The organism is Kitasatospora sp. NPDC015120, from assembly GCF_043080305.1.
Lineage (GTDB): Bacteria > Actinomycetota > Actinomycetes > Streptomycetales > Streptomycetaceae > Kitasatospora.
This window is the reverse complement of record NZ_JBIBVJ010000014.1, coordinates 167,928-183,532: the sequence shown is the minus strand read 5'-3', so window position 1 is coordinate 183,532 and position 15,605 is coordinate 167,928. Positions and strand designations below refer to the sequence as shown.

General features: G+C 71.1%; 16 protein-coding genes. 8 read left to right on the top strand and 8 right to left on the bottom strand.

What is annotated here, in order from left to right:
- Positions 1-177: 177 nt before the first annotated feature.
- Positions 178-1,218: an ATP-binding cassette domain-containing protein gene (locus tag ACF1AK_RS27150; protein WP_391501440.1), complete on the top strand. Its 1,041-nt coding sequence runs from the start codon at positions 178-180 to the stop codon at positions 1,216-1,218.
- A gap of 1 nt (position 1,219) precedes the next feature.
- Complete coding sequence (locus tag ACF1AK_RS27145; RefSeq protein ID WP_391501439.1) at positions 1,220-2,077, top strand: ABC transporter permease; 858 nt, start codon at positions 1,220-1,222, stop codon at positions 2,075-2,077.
- Between the two features lie 99 nt (positions 2,078-2,176).
- Here the strand turns inward: ACF1AK_RS27145 and greA are convergent, their stop codons facing one another.
- Both greA and ACF1AK_RS27135 read right to left on the bottom strand, forming a co-directional pair.
- Complete coding sequence (gene greA, locus ACF1AK_RS27140) at positions 2,177-2,674, bottom strand: transcription elongation factor GreA (RefSeq protein WP_391501438.1); 498 nt, start codon at positions 2,672-2,674, stop codon at positions 2,177-2,179.
- Between the two features lie 272 nt (positions 2,675-2,946).
- Positions 2,947-3,357 carry a DUF4307 domain-containing protein gene (locus ACF1AK_RS27135; protein ID WP_391501437.1) on the bottom strand — a complete coding sequence of 137 codons (411 nt, stop codon included), beginning with the start codon at positions 3,355-3,357 and terminating at the stop codon, positions 2,947-2,949.
- A 240-nt stretch (positions 3,358-3,597) separates the two neighbouring features.
- On the opposite strand from ACF1AK_RS27135, the gene mca reads away from it, so the two are divergent.
- Genes mca through ACF1AK_RS27115 form a run of 4 tightly spaced genes read left to right on the top strand, consistent with a single transcriptional unit; the run spans position 3,598 to position 7,752 of the window.
- Positions 3,598-4,503 (top strand): mycothiol conjugate amidase Mca, encoded by a 906-nt coding sequence (gene mca, locus ACF1AK_RS27130; protein WP_380296641.1) that lies wholly within the window; start codon positions 3,598-3,600, stop codon positions 4,501-4,503.
- A 49-nt stretch (positions 4,504-4,552) separates the two neighbouring features.
- Positions 4,553-4,744, top strand: a complete 192-nt coding sequence (locus tag ACF1AK_RS27125; RefSeq protein ID WP_380296639.1) for a hypothetical protein — start codon at positions 4,553-4,555, stop codon at positions 4,742-4,744.
- Between the two features lie 43 nt (positions 4,745-4,787).
- Positions 4,788-6,845, top strand: coding sequence for a thioredoxin domain-containing protein (locus ACF1AK_RS27120; RefSeq protein WP_391501436.1), 2,058 nt, complete (start codon positions 4,788-4,790; stop codon positions 6,843-6,845).
- A 40-nt stretch (positions 6,846-6,885) separates the two neighbouring features.
- Entirely contained in the window at positions 6,886-7,752 is an 867-nt protein-coding gene (locus ACF1AK_RS27115; RefSeq protein WP_391501435.1) for a GNAT family N-acetyltransferase, read from the top strand.
- 198 nt (positions 7,753-7,950) lie between these two features.
- Here the strand turns inward: ACF1AK_RS27115 and ACF1AK_RS27110 are convergent, their stop codons facing one another.
- The gene (locus ACF1AK_RS27110) at positions 7,951-8,883 is read right to left on the bottom strand and encodes a hypothetical protein (RefSeq protein WP_391501434.1); all 933 of its coding nucleotides are present in this window, start codon (positions 8,881-8,883) and stop codon (positions 7,951-7,953) included.
- Between the two features lie 288 nt (positions 8,884-9,171).
- Between ACF1AK_RS27110 and ACF1AK_RS27105 the strand changes: the two genes are divergently transcribed.
- Positions 9,172-9,768 carry a papain-like cysteine protease family protein gene (locus ACF1AK_RS27105; RefSeq protein ID WP_391501433.1) on the top strand — a complete coding sequence of 199 codons (597 nt, stop codon included), beginning with the start codon at positions 9,172-9,174 and terminating at the stop codon, positions 9,766-9,768.
- 20 nt (positions 9,769-9,788) lie between these two features.
- Complete coding sequence (locus tag ACF1AK_RS27100) at positions 9,789-11,408, top strand: recombinase family protein (protein ID WP_391501432.1); 1,620 nt, start codon at positions 9,789-9,791, stop codon at positions 11,406-11,408.
- Between the two features lie 173 nt (positions 11,409-11,581).
- On the opposite strand, the gene ACF1AK_RS27095 is transcribed toward ACF1AK_RS27100, so the two are convergent.
- The 5 genes from ACF1AK_RS27095 to ACF1AK_RS27075 all read right to left on the bottom strand — a co-directional run bounded on the left by ACF1AK_RS27095 (position 11,582) and on the right by ACF1AK_RS27075 (position 15,567).
- Positions 11,582-13,063, bottom strand: coding sequence for a replication initiator (locus ACF1AK_RS27095; RefSeq protein ID WP_391501431.1), 1,482 nt, complete (start codon positions 13,061-13,063; stop codon positions 11,582-11,584).
- Positions 13,064-13,215: 152 nt separating this feature from the next.
- Positions 13,216-13,491: a hypothetical protein gene (locus tag ACF1AK_RS27090; protein ID WP_391501430.1), complete on the bottom strand. Its 276-nt coding sequence runs from the start codon at positions 13,489-13,491 to the stop codon at positions 13,216-13,218.
- Positions 13,488-14,825 carry an FtsK/SpoIIIE domain-containing protein gene (locus ACF1AK_RS27085; RefSeq protein ID WP_391501429.1) on the bottom strand — a complete coding sequence of 446 codons (1,338 nt, stop codon included), beginning with the start codon at positions 14,823-14,825 and terminating at the stop codon, positions 13,488-13,490. The genes ACF1AK_RS27090 and ACF1AK_RS27085 overlap by 4 nt, the downstream gene beginning before the upstream one ends.
- Entirely contained in the window at positions 14,822-15,367 is a 546-nt protein-coding gene (locus ACF1AK_RS27080; protein ID WP_391501428.1) for an RDD family protein, read from the bottom strand. The genes ACF1AK_RS27085 and ACF1AK_RS27080 overlap by 4 nt, the downstream gene beginning before the upstream one ends.
- Positions 15,364-15,567 (bottom strand): hypothetical protein, encoded by a 204-nt coding sequence (locus ACF1AK_RS27075; protein WP_391501427.1) that lies wholly within the window; start codon positions 15,565-15,567, stop codon positions 15,364-15,366. The genes ACF1AK_RS27080 and ACF1AK_RS27075 overlap by 4 nt, the downstream gene beginning before the upstream one ends.
- Positions 15,568-15,605: the final 38 nt, after the last annotated feature.

Below are 15,605 nucleotides of genomic sequence, written 5' to 3'. Positions count from 1 at the left end.
GAGCGCACGGAGGAGCGCGCCCCTCCTTGACGCGATATATCGCGGATGCCAAACTCGCGATACATCGCGTCCTGCCGCCTTGGCGGCGGGAACGAGTCGCTTGCCCTCCGGTGTTGGGGGCAAAGTGGGACAGACCACACCGTTCCGCCCGTTCCTCCGAGGAGATGAGGCAGGCCCATGGCGCCAGCCATCCAAGCCGAGAACCTGGTCAAGACCTTCGGCGACGTACGAGCCCTGGACGGCGTCAGCCTCGACGTCCCCGAGGGCGCGGTGCTCGGGCTGCTCGGCCCGAACGGCGCCGGCAAGACCACCACCGTGCGCGTCCTCACCACCCTGCTCCGCCCCGACTCCGGCCGTGCGACGGTGGCCGGCGTCGACGTCCTCAAGCACCCGAACCGGGTCCGCAGCCTGATCGGCCTCTCCGGCCAGTACGCCGCGGTCGACGAGTACCTCACCGGCTTCGAGAACCTCCAGATGGTGGGCGAGCTGTACCAGATGCCCGCCCGCGAGGCGAAGGCCCGGGCCCTCGAACTGCTGGAGTGGTTCAACCTCACCGAGGCCAAGGACCGCACCGCCAAGACCTACTCCGGCGGCATGCGCAGGCGTCTCGACCTCGCCGCCGCCCTGGTCGTCCGCCCGCCGGTGATGTTCCTGGACGAGCCCACCACCGGCCTGGACCCGCGCAACCGGCTCGCCCTGTGGGAGGTCATCGAGACGCTGGTCGAACAGGGCACCACGCTGCTGCTCACCACCCAGTACCTGGAGGAGGCCGACCGCCTCGCCCACGACATCGCCGTGGTCGACCACGGCCGGGTGATCGCGCGCGGCACCGCCGACCGGCTCAAGGCGCAGATCGGCGGCGAGCGGATCGAGGTCGTGGTGCAGCGGCCCGAGCTGGTCGCCGACGCGGTCGCGGCGCTCTCCGCCTACGCGCTCGGCGAACCGGCGGTGGAGAAGAACACCCGGCGGATCACCGTCCCGGTCAGCGGCGGCTCCCGGATGCTCGCCGACGTGATCCGCGAGCTGGACTCCCGCTCGATCGGGATCGACGACATCGGCCTGCGCCGGCCGACCCTGGACGACGTCTTCCTCTCGCTCACCGGCCACCACACCGAGGCCGAGGACGAGGAGAACGGCGCCGCCGGGGGCAAGCGGCGCGGGCGGGGCGATGGCTCCGGCACCGGCAAGCAGGCCGTTCCGGCCGGGAAGGAGCGCTGAGATGGCCACGGCCACCGAGCACGCCATCGGCGGGGCGGTCCCCCAGCAGCGCCGGGGCGTGGCCGCCGTCCTGCACGACTCCTGGGTGGTCGCCCGGCGCAACCTGCGCCGGATGACCCGGATACCCGAGATCGTGGTGTTCGGCCTGATGCAGCCGGTCATGTTCGTGCTGCTGTTCTCGTACGTCATGGGCGGCGCGATCAAGATCCCCGGGTCGGAGTCCAGCTCCTCGGCGTACATCCAGTTCCTGATGGCGGGCATCTTCGCCCAGACCGTCACCTTCGCGGTGGCCGGCGCCTCGGCGGGCATCGCCGAGGACATGTCCAAGGGCCTGGTCGACCGGTTCCGCTCGCTGCCGATGGCCCGCTCGGCGGTGCTGGTCGGCCGCACCCTGGCCGACCTCTGCCAGACCGCGTTCACCCTGGTGGTGCTGGCGGTGGTGGCGGTGCTGGTCGGCTGGCGGATCCACGAGGGGGTGCTGTCCGCGCTCGGCGCGTTCGGACTGCTGCTCCTGCTCGGCTACGCCTTCTCCTGGATCGGCGCGCTGATCGGCCTGTCGGTGCGCAGCCCGGAGGCGGCCACCTCGGCCGGGCTGATCTGGCTCTTCCCGCTGACCTTCATCTCCAACGCCTTCGTGCCGGTCAGCTCGATGCCGGGCTGGCTGCAGGCGATCGCCTACTGGAACCCGTTCAGCGCCACCGTGCAGGCCTGCCGCAACCTGTTCGGCAACCAGGTGGGCCCGGTGGACGACGTGTGGCCGATGCAGCACGCCGAGCTGGTGTCGGTGCTCTGGTCGGTGGTGATCACCGCGGTGTTCTCCTGGCTGGCGGTGCGCAAGTACCGTCACTCGGCCGGCTGAGCCGGCTGAGCCGGCCGAGCCGGGCGAGCTCCCCGGAGCGCGCCGAAGGGCGGCCGCGGCGCTGTGCCACGGCCGCCCTTCGCGCGTGCGGGGGTGCGGTCAGCCGGTGTAGGGCTTGACCTCGATGATCTTGACCATGGCCTGCTTACCGTTCGGCAGCTCGTAGGTCGCCTCGTCACCGATCGTCTTGCCGTCGATCGCGCGGCCGAGCGGGGACTGCGGCGAGTAGATGTCCAGGTCGTCGTCGCCGACCTCGCGCGAACCCAGCAGGAACTTCATGGTGTCGTCCTCGTCGCCGTCGAAGGCGACCGTGACGACCATGCCCGGAGCGACCACTCCCGAGTCCGCCGGAGCCTCGCCGACCTTGGCGCGCTCCAGGATCTGGGTGAGCTGGCGGATCCGCAGCTCGTACTTGCCCTGCTCCTCCTTCGCGGCGTGGTAACCGGCGTTCTCCTTGAGGTCACCCTCCTCGCGCGCGGCCTCGATCTTCTGCGCGATCTCGATCCGCCAGGGGCCGGTCAGGTGATCCAGCTCGGCCTTGAGCTGGTCGTAGCCGGACTGAGTGAGCCAGGTCACGTTCTCGCTGGTCTGGGTCACGGGTGCTCCTCGTAGGTGCTGGGGCTGTGCTGAGGGTGTGAGTCGTCAGCGCGTCGAGTGGTGCTGATATCGGTCTTAACTACAAAGCAACGCCCGCTCCCGTACCAGCTGGTGCGGAAGGGGCGAAACCACGAGCCTAACAACTCCCGCCGACAATGGGGAGAGTCGTTGGCCTGCCATTGACGACAGCGTTGCGCCAAGGTGTACAGGATCGGCGGACGGGGCTCCTCTACGGATGCCCGTTCCTCCGGGCGGATATGCCTGCCGTGCCGTTACTCGGGCGTACAGCCCAGCAGCTCGGCGGTGGTGCCGCGGGCGGTGGTCCGCAGGCTCACCACGGCGTCGTACTCGGAGCCCTCCGCCGGGACCGCGAAGTCGGCCACCCCGACCACCGCGCCGTCCTCGCCCTGCGAGCGGACGGTGCAGCTGCCGGCCGTGCCGTCGCTCTTGCGCACCGCCAGGTGCAGCTGGAGCTCGGTGTCGGAGAGCGCCTGGAAGGTCGGCACGGCGCCGTTGATCTTCGTCTCGCGGATCAGGTAGGAGCCGCCCAGCCAGGCGATCAGGCCCAGCATCAGCACCCCGCAGACCGCGCCGGCCACCTTGAGCCGACGGTCGCTCTCGCGGTCGCCGCGCCGCCCGTAGCGGTCCTCGGGCAGCTGCGGGCTCCGGGTGCCAGCGCTCATGGGGCTCAGTCCTCTCGTGGGGAGGGGGCCGCGCGGGTGGTGCGGGGGAATGCGGTGCTCCTCCAGTCCGTCACTATAGGAGGGGCGCGCCCGCGGCAGGTCCGGCGGGGGCGGGCCCGGCCGTGTCGACGCCCCGGCGCGGCGGCCGGTCCCGCGGCGACGCGGCCCCGAGAGCGGCTCGGACGGCGGGCAGACCGGCTAGAGCGGTACGCCCGGACATTTGCGGAAGGAACGCACGCGTTGAGTGAGCAGTTGCGACTGATGGCGGTGCACGCCCACCCGGACGACGAGTCCAGCAAGGGCGCGGCGACCATGGCCATGTACGTCGACCAGGGGGTGGACGTGCTGGTGGCCACCTGCACCGGGGGGGAACGCGGTTCGGTCCTCAACCCGAAGCTGCAGGGCCGGCCGGAGATCGAGGAGAACATCCACGAGGTCCGGCGCAAGGAGATGGACGAGGCCCGCGCGATCCTCGGGATCAGGCAGGCCTGGCTGGGCTTCGTGGACTCGGGCCTGCCGGAGGGCGACCCGCTGCCCCCGCTGCCCGAGGGCTGCTTCGCCCTGCAGGACGTCAAGGAGGCGGCCGAACCGCTGGTCCGCCTGATCCGGGAGTTCAAGCCGCAGGTCATCACGACCTACGACGAGAACGGCGGCTACCCGCACCCCGACCACATCATGACCCACAAGATCACCATGCTGGCCTTCGACGCCGCCGGCGACCCCGACGCGTACCCCGGCGCCGGCGACCCCTGGCAGCCGCTGAAGCTGTACTACAACCACGGCTTCCCGATGGGCCGGATCCGCGCCCTGCACGCGTACCTCTCCGAGAACGGCCACGAGTCCCCCTACGGCGAGTGGATCGCCGGCTGGGAGAAGAGCGGCCGCCAGGAGCGCGAGATCACCACCCGGGTCCGCTGCGACGACTGGTTCGAGACCCGGGACCGCGCGCTGATCGCGCACGCCACCCAGATCGACCCGGACGGCCCGTGGTTCCGCGTCCCGCTGGAGGTCCAGCGCGAGGTGTGGCCCACCGAGGACTACGAGCTCGCCCGTACCCTGGTCGACGTGGACCTGCCGGAGGACGACCTCTTCGCCGGCCTGCGCACCCCCAGCCTGACGGCCGAGTCGGCCGACACGCGGGACTGAAGCACCCCCCGACGGCCCGGCTCCCCGTGAGCCGGGCCACCATAGAGATATGAGTGCCCCCGTGAACCTCACCCACCTCGCCGTCGAGCTCGCCGTCGACGACGCCAAGGTCACCCCCGGCCTGCTGGGCTTCGTCGTCTTCGCCGCCCTCGGCGTGGCCACCTGGTTCCTGGCCAAGTCGATGAACAAGCAGTTCAAGCGCGTGAACTTCACCGAGGAGCCGGAGGCCCCGAAGGAGTGAGGCCACGCCCCCTCCGACGCGCGGATGCGCAAGGATGGGGGACATGCCGAACCGCCTCGCCGACGCGACGTCCCCCTACCTCCAGCAGCACGCCGAGAACCCGGTCGACTGGTGGCCCTGGGGCCCCGCGGCGTTCGACGAGGCGGCACGGCGCGGGGTGCCCGTCCTGCTGAGCGTCGGCTATGCGGCGTGCCACTGGTGCCATGTGATGGCGCACGAGTCCTTCGAGGACGCGGGGACGGCGGAGTACCTCAACGAGCGGTTCGTCGCGGTCAAGGTGGACCGGGAGGAGCGGCCGGACGTCGACGCCGTGTACATGGAGGCCGTGCAGGCCGCGACCGGGCAGGGCGGGTGGCCGATGACGGTCTTCCTGACGCCCGGCAAGGAGCCGTTCTACTTCGGCACCTACTTCCCGCCCGAGCCCCGGCACGGGATGCCGTCGTTCCGGCAGGTGCTGGAGGGCGTCCACGCCGCCTGGCGGGACCGGCGCGACGAGGTCGGCGAGGTCGCCGCCCGGATCCGGGGCGACCTGGCGGAGCGGGCCTCCGTCTACGCGGCCGGCAGCGGGGTGCACCAGCCGCCCGGGGAGGCCGAACTGCACGAGGCGCTGGTCGCGCTCAGCCGGGACTTCGACCCGCGGCACGGCGGCTTCGGCGGGGCGCCCAAGTTCCCGCCGGCCATGGCGGTCGAGTACCTGCTGCGCCACCACGCCCGGACCGGTTCGCAGGCCGCGCTGGAGATGGCCGTCCGCACCGGTGAGGCGATGGCCCGCGGCGGCATCCACGACCAGCTCGGCGGCGGCTTCGCCCGGTACGCGGTGGACGCCGGCTGGGTGGTGCCGCACTTCGAGAAGATGCTCTACGACAACGCGCTGCTGCTGCGCGCCTACCTGCACCTGTGGCGGGCCACCGGCTCCCCGCTGGCCCGCCGGGTCGCGCTCTCCACCGCCGACTTCCTGCTGCGCGAACTGCGCACCCCCGAGGGCGCGTTCGCCTCCGCGCTGGACGCCGACAGCCTCGACGAGGAGACCGGCGCCACCGCCGAGGGCGCCTACTACGTGTGGGAGCCCGGCCAGTTGGTCGACCTGCTCGGCCCCGCCGACGCGGCCACCGCCGCCCGGCTGTTCTCCGTCACCGCCGAGGGCACTTTCGAGCACGGCACCTCCGTCCTCCAGCTCGTCGCCGACCCCGAGGACACCGCCGAGTACGAGGCGATCCGGGAGCGGATGCTGGCGGCCCGCGCGACCCGCCCGGCGCCCGCCCGGGACGACAAGGTGGTCGCCGCCTGGAACGGCCTCGCCATCGCCGCCCTCGCCGAGACCGGCGCCCTGCTGGAGCGCCCCGACCTGGTCCGGGCCGCCGAGAGCGCCGCCGACCTGCTGCTCGCCGTCCACCTCACCCCCGACGGCCGGCTGCTGCGCACCTCGCGGGACGGGCGGCCCGGTGCCAACGCGGGCGTGCTGGAGGACTACGCCGACACCGCCGAGGGCTTCCTCGCGCTGTACGCCGTTACCGGCGAGGCCGAGTGGCTCCAGCTGGCCGGGGGACTGCTCGACACCGTGCTCCAGCACTTCGCCGACGAGCGGACCGGCGCGCTGTACGACACCGCCGACGACGCCGAGGAACTGATCCGGCGCCCGCAGGACCCGACCGACAACGCGACCCCGTCCGGCTGGACCGCCGCCGCGTCCGCGCTGCTCACCTACGCCGCGTACACCGGCTCGGACCGCCACCGGACCGCCGCCGAGCGGGCGCTCGGCATCGTCGGGGCGCTCGCCTCGCGCGCGCCGCGCTTCGTCGGCTGGGGCCTGGCCGCCGCCGAGGCGCTGGCCGACGGCCCGCGCGAGGTCGCGGTGATCGGCCCGGCCGGCGACCCCGGGACGGTCGCGCTGCACCGGACCGCGCTGCTGGGCACCGCGCCCGGCGCCGTGGTCGCGTTCGGCGAGCCGGGCGCGGGCAGCGACGAGGTGCCGCTGCTCGCCGGCCGGCCGCTGGTCGACGGCGCGCCCGCCGCCTACGTCTGCCGGCACTTCACCTGCGACGCGCCGACCACCGACCCGGCGGAGCTCGCCGAGCGGCTGGGAGTGTCCGCACCCGGATAAAGCGGTGGCCGGCGCCGGGGCGACGGCGAGAGGATGGGCCATGCCCTGGACTCTCAGCACCACCCTCGACGACTTCCGCACCCAGGCCGTCGGCTTCCTCGCCGCGCACCCGGCCGAGAACACGGTGCTGCTCACGGCCGCGGACCGGCTGGCGGCGCGCGGTCCCCGCTTCTACGGCGACGGCGCGCCGCTGTTCGGCTGGTGGCGCCCGGAGCCGGACGGGGAGGTCGAAGGGGCGTTCGTGTGGACCCCGCCGTTCGTGCCGAGGCTGGGGCTGATGCCGGAGCGGGCGGCGGCCGGACTGGCCGTCGAACTCGCGGGCGGCGGTGCCGGTGCCGGGCCCACGCCGATCACCGGCGTCGGCGGCGGGGTGGCGGCGGTGCGGGCGTTCGGCGCGGCGTGGGCCGGGTCCACCGGGGTCACCGGAACCGTCCGGACCAGCGAACGCCTCTACCGCCTCGGTGAGTTGACCGGCCCGCCGCGCCCGCCGGCCGGCCGCTCCCGGCTCGCCGGGCCGGCCGACCGCGAGCTGCTGATCCGCTGGTTCGAGGAGTTCGCGGCCGAGGCGGACGCCCTCCTCCCCAACGTCGCGAAGGCGGTGGACGACCGGACCGCCGACGGCCGGCTGCACCTGTGGGAGGACGCCGGGCGGCCGGTCGCGGTGGCCGGGGCCAGCGCGGTCGTCGCCGGGATGTCCCGGCTCGGCCCGGTCTACACCCCGGCCGAGGCCCGCGGTCGCGGCTACGCCAGCGCCGTCACCGCGGCCGCCTCGGCCGCGGCCCTGGCCGGCGGAGCGGCGGAGGTGCTGCTGTACACGGACCTCTCCAACCCGACCAGCAACTCGATCTACCAGCAGATCGGCTACCGGCCGGTGGAGGACTGCCTGGAGCTGGCCTTCGGGACGTGACGGCGGCGGCCGCCGGGGAGCGTCGCGGTGGACGCGGTGCCCGGCCGGGCCGGCCCGGCCGGGCACCGCGCGCGGCGGCCGGTCCGACAGTCCGGGACCGGCTGGCCGGCACCGTCGACCCCGGTACGACGCCCTCCCGCGGCCCCGGGCCCGGCGCACCCCGTGAACCCGGGCCCGGGGAGCCTGCGGGGAACGGCCTCACTCCCAGTCCCAGCCGATGCCGAGGATGCAGGGCCCGACGGCGGTGGCGACCAGGTGGACGCAGTGGTGGCCGTCGAGGGTCAACTCCTCGCTCTCGTAGGGCTTCTCGGCCGGTGAGCGACGGGCGAAGCGGTGGCAGCGGACCGGCAGCGCGGCCGGGTGGAAGGTGATCTGCAGGACGTACTGCCCGGCACCGGTGTGGAAGCCGCGGATGTACTCGCAGCTGGGCTCGGGCGCCGGGGCGTCGTCGAAGCCGTAGCCGAGCAGATGGGTGTCGCCCGCGCGCAGCCGGCGGTCCAGCAGCAGTTCGGCGATCAGCAGGTCGTGCGCCTGGTCGCGGCGGATGCGGCCGGGGCGGCAGTTCTCCTCCGCGCGCACGCCGACCCGGGTGATGTCGCTGCCGGGGTCGCCCTGGTGGATGGCGAGGTAGCGGTCGATGCCGTCGCGGTGGGCGCGCAGGGCGTGCTGGGAGTCGCGGCGGCGCAGCCGGCGGTCGGCGCCGATCCGGATCCGTTCGATGTGGGTGATGGTGTGCAGGCCGCTGTCGCGCGGTCCGGCCAGCTCGGCGAGCAGGTCGTCGACGGCGGCGGCCGGGGTGATGAGGTCGCGGTAGGGGCGGACCTGTGGGCCGGCCGGGGTGGCGGGGGCGGTTCGGCGGGGGCCGAGCAGCCGGGTGAGGGAGTGCGCGGGGAGATCCAGGACGCGTTCCAACTCGCGGACAGCGCGCAGTGATTCGGGGCGCTCGGGGCGGCGGTGGCCCTGCTGCCAGTAGCTGAGGCTGGTGACCCCGATGTGCACGCCGCGCAGCGCGAGGTGGTCGCGGATGCGGTGCAGGGCGAGGCCGCGGGCGGCGATCGCGGTGCGCAGGGCGAGGTCGAACGGGCCGGTGCGCAGCGCGGTGACGAGGTCGGGCTGGTCGGTCCGCTGCATGCGGTCTCCTCGGGTGGCGGGACGGGGGCGGCCCGGCGAGGGTCCGGGCGGTGGGCCCGGCCGGTCGTGAATATTCACATGTGGAGGGGGGTTTGTCACCGGTTCCGGCGTTCCCGGCGGGGGTTCCGGTGGTGCCGTTCACAGCGCGGCGGGCCCGTTCACACCGGGTGGACGGGCCGCCGGGAGGCGTTGACCGGCCATGTCAACGGCGCGATGCTCGGTGCGCGATCCGGACCGCACCCCCACACCTCTCGACTCCTCTGCCTGCCGCAAGGAGGCCAATCCCCCATGTCTGTCTCTCGGATACGCCTGCGCCGCGCCCTCTCGGTGCTCGCGCTCGGCGTCCTCGGTCCGGCGCTCAGCGTCGCGGCCGTCACCCCGGCCCAGGCCGCCCCCACGGCCGCGGGCCCCCTGCCGCGGGTGCGGCCCGCGGCCGCCGCGGGTACCACGGCCGACCTGGCCGGCACGTCCAAGAAGCTCAACATCACCATGCAGCAGCAACAGCAGAGCAACTGGTGCTGGGCGGCGAGCGGCAACACCATCGCCACCTGGTACGGCTACGACTACAGCCAGAACCAGTTCTGCAACGCGGCGTTCGGCCGCTCCGCCAACTCCGGCTGCCCCAACAGCCAGGCCACGCTGGGCGATGTGCAGAACGCCCTGAGCTGGATCGGCATCAACCCGGGTTCGTACGTCAGCGGCTACCTGCGCTACGGCACGGTGCAGAGCGAGGTGAACGCCGACCGGCCGGTGGAGACCCGGATCCAGTGGAGCTCCGGCGGCGGCCACATGCACGTCCTGTACGGCTACGACACCGGCAGCAACTGGGTCTACTGGGGCGACCCGTGGCCGTCCAACTACCGCTACAACTGGGCACAGTGGTAGTGCGAATGTAGTTTCTAGGTATGGACAAAGACCTGATCACGCGAGTGCAGCAAGGCCGGTTCGAAGGCATGAACTGGGCAGGGCTGACGCGCTTGTCCACGGAGGAAGAGGAGGGGGATCTTCCCAACGAGGACGGGCCCGGACGAACCCCGTACCTGACCGGCCGGGACATCAAGAGCACCGATGAACAGGAGAAGGACGACCGGGAATTTGTGGAGCGGCGCGGAGGAGTCTACGTCTGGACATACCGCGAGCCGGACACCTCTGCATGGAAGCGCCGTCGTGTCAGGCTGCCCGATGGCACCTTAGTGTATCGCGTAATCCGGCCCGTATTGGATGCTTCCCTAAACGATCTGAAAGCCCGCCGCGCGCCGAATGGCGAACGCCTAGACGGCCTTATTGTCTACGACATAGACCGCCTAACTCGCGATCCTCGCCATCTTGAGGATTGCATCGATGTCGTCCAGCGCTACGGCGTTCCGATTATCGATATCACCGGATCGCTCGATCTGCTGACGGACAACGGTCGCGCCATGGCCCGAGTCATTACCGCGATGAACAACAAATCATCGGCAGACACCGCGCGGCGCGTCAGTCGGAAGCATCGGGCAATGCAGCGGGCAGGAATACCCGCCGGCGGACCGCGCCCCTTTGGGTGGATGGCGGATCGGCGAACCTTGGACCCCAAGGAGGCAAATCTTCTGCGCGGTGCAGCCAGAAAGATTATTGCAACGCGCCAATGGAATCCCATTGTGGCCGAATGGCGCCGTAAAGGAATTCTGACTGCCAGCGGAGCCCAGTGGACCACCATGTCACTTAAGTTGGTTCTGAGCAATCCTCGGATTTGTGGGTATAGGTCCCGCACTGAAATCGAGTACGACGAGGAGACGCAGGCCGAGCGTCGGCGCATGCTTCCGGTCTACAACGAGAAGGGGAAGCCGGTCAAGGGTGTGCATGAAGCAATCTTGACCGTGAAGCAATGGGAGGATATATGCGAAATCCTCGAATCCGGTCCGGGGCGTGGAACTGCGGCTAATTCTCGAACCTATCTCGGAAGCGGCACGCTCAGGTGCGGCAAGAGCGAGTGCAACGGCCGGATGCGCGGAGTTAAGTCCTACGACAAGAAAAAGCCCCCGGGGTTTTTCAACTACACCTGCGGGGATTGCCACGGCGTTTCCGCTCCAGGGCCCGAAGTCGACGAGCTTATCCGAAAGCTTGTGATAGCCAAGCACAGGCAGGAGTCGGCGCGGCGCGGGGCAAAGGCCTCATCCAGCAAGTGGCCAGATGAGAAGAAGCTCGCAGCCATCCTCAACGACATAGCCGAAGCCAAGAAGGCACACCGAGGAGGGAGGATCAGCGCCGCGCGCTATTACGAGGACCTAGCCGAGTATGAAGCGGAAGAGCGGAAGCTCCGCAGGCGGCGCGCCAAGTGGATTGCCCAACATTCGGGAGCGAGGCCAGTGGACATCGAAGAGCAGTGGAACCGGCCGAATATCACCCTTGAAGAAAGGCGGGCTTTCGTCGAAAACGCACTTGCCGCTCTGGTAATTCTTCCTGTGGGTAAAGGCGCCAGGGTGCCGCTCCGTGACCGACTCGTCCCTGTTTACAACACAGGGGGTGATTCGCGGAAAGTTCGGTAGGGTTATGGCGGCGCTACTGGGATTCTTCAATCCGAAGATTAAGGATCTCATTTATGCGCCGCCATTGCTCATTTGACCATTCCGGCGAGCTTCGCGCATTCTCTGTCGCCCATTCCCAGTCCCGATCATCCACACTCTGGTCAGGGACGATGGCGGGCACGCCCCCCTGGTGATCATCCATCACGGGCCCCGCTCGCCGGCCGAGCCATGCTCTCAGCCCCGCCGCCGCGCCGCCGCGCCCCACCCACCCACCCGGAGGGCGCGTAGTCACGGGCGATCTCTCGGGTCCGCTCAAGGTCAAGGGCGATTTGCTCAGCGATCACAGCCTCTCCGGGGCGATGCCCTGTTCCGGCGAACCGCCAGGCGCCCACGGTCACTTCGCCCTCGCCAGCGGGCGCGCCACGGACGTAATCCCCCCGTTCGGCCCGCAGACGGCGGTACGTCGTCGAGTACGCCCGCGTCTTGGTGAGACAGTGGCCCTTGAAACCGAGCATGTGAGCCCAGGCCCGCAGCCGCAGGTGCGCCAGTTCCGGCAGGCCGCCCAGTCGCCAGCAGGCCCCGACCAAGGCCCGCATATGAGCTGACACCCGCAGAAGCCGGATCTCCGCCGCGCTGGTCACTCGCCGGTCGACGGCGCCCGCAGCCTCCGCACCCTTGGTGGTGTACTTCGCGACGTAAGCGGCGACCCGTTCACCGGTCTCCGGGAAGTCCACCTCGCCGCGGAGTTCGTGAACGTCCAGTTGTGCGCCGAAGCGAAGACTCCTCTCCCCGTAGGCCACCGAGACCGGAGCAGCCAGCGCCACCGCCGCGACCGCCGTACGGGCCGCCTCCACCAGGACATCGGTCGTTGCCCACGAAGGCGGCCAGTCGACGGCCCCGGCCGGACCATCCAGCCGCACCACGGCATGGAAGTGCACGACCCCACGGCGCTGGTACTCCGCAACCTTGACCGTCGACACCCGCAGCAGACGCCGAACCGCCGACCGGCCCACCCCGGTCAGCGCTGCCAGGTGGTGATAGAGGTTGTCGGTGAAGGCCTTCCACAGCGCACCCGCGTGGGCGTTCCACAACACGTGCCCCGGGTAGTCGTAGCACTCCACACACAGCGGCCCGCCCACGAGAGCGCCGTTGTCCGGGTGGACCCGCCCGCAGCCCAGCGCCTGCCCATGAGCGCACACCCCCGGGCGCTTCGGGTGGCAGCGGCCCGCACGGTGCACCCGGCCGAAGGACGGCGCTGTCAGCGTCAGGAACACCGTCGGATGCGAACGCACCTCTGCCGGGACGCCCTTGCCGCCGGCCAGCCCTGCATGCACCAGGTGCCAACTGTCGCCCTGATGAAGCCATGAGCACGGCCCGCAGCGCGAGGAACGCCGGTTGCGGCACCGCAACGCCAGCCGCTCCCCGGGCTCACCCGCCGTGCTGTACCGGCGCACCAGCTCACCCGAGGCAACATCGAACGTCGCGGATCCACCCATCAGGTACACCGGCCGGGCACACCCACCGGTCGCGGCAACCTGTTCCAACCACCGGGACAGGCCCGGCATCTGCCCGAGGCGGACCAGATCACGATCTACCTCACTCAAACCACGCAACCGCTCGTCCAGCCCCAGGTAGGCGCGACGGGCCGAAGGGTCACCAAGAAGACCGCTGCTCATGGGGGATGGCTCCAAGGAAAGATGGGCCGCCCCGGCCACACCGGGCAGAACCCGGCATGACCGAGGACGACGGACAGCACGGACCCGAAGGACTGTGGTCGTGGTCGATCCATGGGAACTCCAGTTCGGTCAAAGAAGCGGGAGGCAGGGCTTCAGGCGCCCGGAGCGCTGCTGACGGCGGGCGGGACCGCCGGTTCGATCGTGATGGCCGGGCCGTTGGGCACGGAGGTCGACGGGTCACCGGAGTGTGTCAGGCCGGTGACGAACCACCTCACCGCCGCCTCCACGGGATCGGCCAGGTTGGTGCGGGCCAGGAAGAACCCGAACACCGCCACCAAGACCGCCTGCCAGATCCTCAGCTCACGCGAGCGGACCATCATCACGACGATCACGAACAGGAACGCCGTCAGCGGGATGGTGAAGTTCACGCGGCAGCCCCGGCGTACAACTGGCCGACGGCGGGAGTCAGGTGCGCGAACCGCTGTGCGGTCTCCCGGGCGTCCTCTGGAGTGACCCGGTAGGAGCGGGCCCGCATCCAGCCGCCGTCCGGCGCACCGTGGGCCACCGCGACACCGGGCATGGAGACCGAGATCGACTGCACCGCGTCCACCGCGCCGGGGTCGAGGTCGCCCAAGGTCATTTCCGCTGTGCCCTTGTCGGACACCCGGAAGCACACCCGCCCTGTCAACTGCGCCCGCAGCGACGTCGCGCTCGGCCCGAGGTCGGAGCCGAACCGCTGGCCGGCGACGACCAGGTGGACGCCCAGCGCCGCCCCGAGCTGCCCCAGCCGCAGGAGCGCCGTCGCCACCCGTGCAACTTCGGCCTTATCCGCGCTGGTCGCCGTCAGGTACAACTCGGCGACTTCATCCACCAGGACGACCACCGGCACCAGGCGCTGTTTGTCCGGCAGCTCCCACACCGAGCGCACACCCGCCGACCGACACAGCGCCATCCGGCCCGTGGTGATCTCCACCAACCGATCAAGCAGCTCGACCGCCTCACCGCGACTGGTCGCCAGCGCCGTCAGACGCGGCCCGAACATCGACAGCTCCATGCCGCCCTTGAGGTCGATGCCGACCATCGCCACCGGCTGTCGCGCCCACTGAGCCACCAACGACGCCAGGAACGTGGACTTGCCCGACTGCGTGGCCCCAACGATCAGCCAGTGGGGAACGCGCCGCAGGTTCACCAGCCAGCGCCCGCCGTCCTCCCACACCCCGACCACGGCCGTCAGCAGACCCACCGACCCCCGGAAGGGCACCGCCGGCATGCCGAGCGGATCCCAGGCGTTCGCCACCAGCCACACCGTGCCCCGGGTGTCGGAGACCGCCCTCACCGCGAACATCCGCCAGGCGTGGGCCATCGCCTCACACGCCGCCGCGTACACCTCCGGGGTCTGGCCCGAGTGCAGGAGAACCCGCACCGTCATCCCGCCACGCTGCCAACGAGGCACCCCCGCCCGGGGCTTGACCGGCCTCAACGCCCGCCCCTGCACCACCACGCTGCCCAACAGGGCCGTCGCCGGCCGCCGGGGAACCGACAGGCCCTGAAGGTCCGCCAGCCTGCGCCAGGTCCACCAGAACCGCAGGACCGCCACCGGGAACCCGCACAGCGGCCACCACACGTTCGGAGCCCGGCGCCGCAGCACCGGCGACACCACCGCCAGCACCAGCGCACCCGCCACCAGCACGCCCACCGTCCACACCGCCGGCGGCACCGACGCCTCGGCCACAACCGCCGCCGCAGTTTCGATCTTGCTCACTTCCTCACCTCCGCAATTTCGTTGATCACATCGATGTCCACGACCACGGACCGGCTGATCTGATCAGCCCAGGTCTGCCGTCGGTGATGCACCAGCGGCCGAACGAACCCGAAGAACCCGGGCGCGACATCCACCACGTGCAGCAGGCTCCGCACGATGGAACGGGCCGGGCCCAGCGGACGCGCGGTGTCCTCGTCGACCGTCACGATCCGCATCACGCGCTGACCGAGCGACTGACCCGTGCGGCCCCGAACCGCCCACTGCCACACCAGGAACATCAGCGGCAGCGCCCAGTAGAGAAACCGGTACACCGGCTCCAAATGGACGCTCAGCAGCAGCGCGACGGCTTGCAGCAGCGCCAGCGGCGGGCGCGCGTAGTACAGGAGCGCCGTATAGGTGGTCATGATCCCCCCGGCGATAGAGATTTCCAGGAGGAAGGCACACGCCCGGGTGCTCCAGTCCGCCATCCCGGGAACGACCGACCGGGATTCCTTCCTCACCCGCCCCGGCCCGACCAGAGCCCGCCACCGTTCCTCGCTCACGGGGTCTCACCGCCGCCCGGCCCCGACCGGGGCAAGGTCACCCCGTGCTCGGCCGCGAGCATGTACAGCTCGCCCTCCAGGTCCCGAGCCAGCAGCGCGGCGTCCTCGGCCATCGGCGCGATGATCGCGTACAGGAAGCGGGCCCGCCCCCAGTCCAGGTCCGGCCCCATCTCGTCGGCGAAGTCCCCCAGGTCACTCAACCGTTCCCGAAGGTCCTGCCAGGTTCGACGTTGCCCGC

Bases quoted from the DNA above. Each gene is read 5' to 3' on its own strand.
- ACF1AK_RS27150 (WP_391501440.1), top strand. From the start codon at position 178: ATGGCGCCAGCCATCCAAGCCGAGAACCTGGTCAAGACCTTCGGCGAC.
- ACF1AK_RS27145 (WP_391501439.1), top strand. From the start codon at position 1,220: ATGGCCACGGCCACCGAGCACGCCATCGGCGGGGCGGTCCCCCAGCAG.
- ACF1AK_RS27135 (WP_391501437.1), bottom strand. From the start codon at position 3,357: ATGAGCGCTGGCACCCGGAGCCCGCAGCTGCCCGAGGACCGCTACGGG.
- ACF1AK_RS27125 (WP_380296639.1), top strand. From the start codon at position 4,553: ATGAGTGCCCCCGTGAACCTCACCCACCTCGCCGTCGAGCTCGCCGTC.
- ACF1AK_RS27120 (WP_391501436.1), top strand. From the start codon at position 4,788: ATGCCGAACCGCCTCGCCGACGCGACGTCCCCCTACCTCCAGCAGCAC.
- ACF1AK_RS27115 (WP_391501435.1), top strand. From the start codon at position 6,886: ATGCCCTGGACTCTCAGCACCACCCTCGACGACTTCCGCACCCAGGCC.
- ACF1AK_RS27110 (WP_391501434.1), bottom strand. From the start codon at position 8,883: ATGCAGCGGACCGACCAGCCCGACCTCGTCACCGCGCTGCGCACCGGC.
- ACF1AK_RS27105 (WP_391501433.1), top strand. From the start codon at position 9,172: ATGTCTGTCTCTCGGATACGCCTGCGCCGCGCCCTCTCGGTGCTCGCG.
- ACF1AK_RS27100 (WP_391501432.1), top strand. From the start codon at position 9,789: ATGGACAAAGACCTGATCACGCGAGTGCAGCAAGGCCGGTTCGAAGGC.
- ACF1AK_RS27095 (WP_391501431.1), bottom strand. From the start codon at position 13,063: ATGAGCAGCGGTCTTCTTGGTGACCCTTCGGCCCGTCGCGCCTACCTG.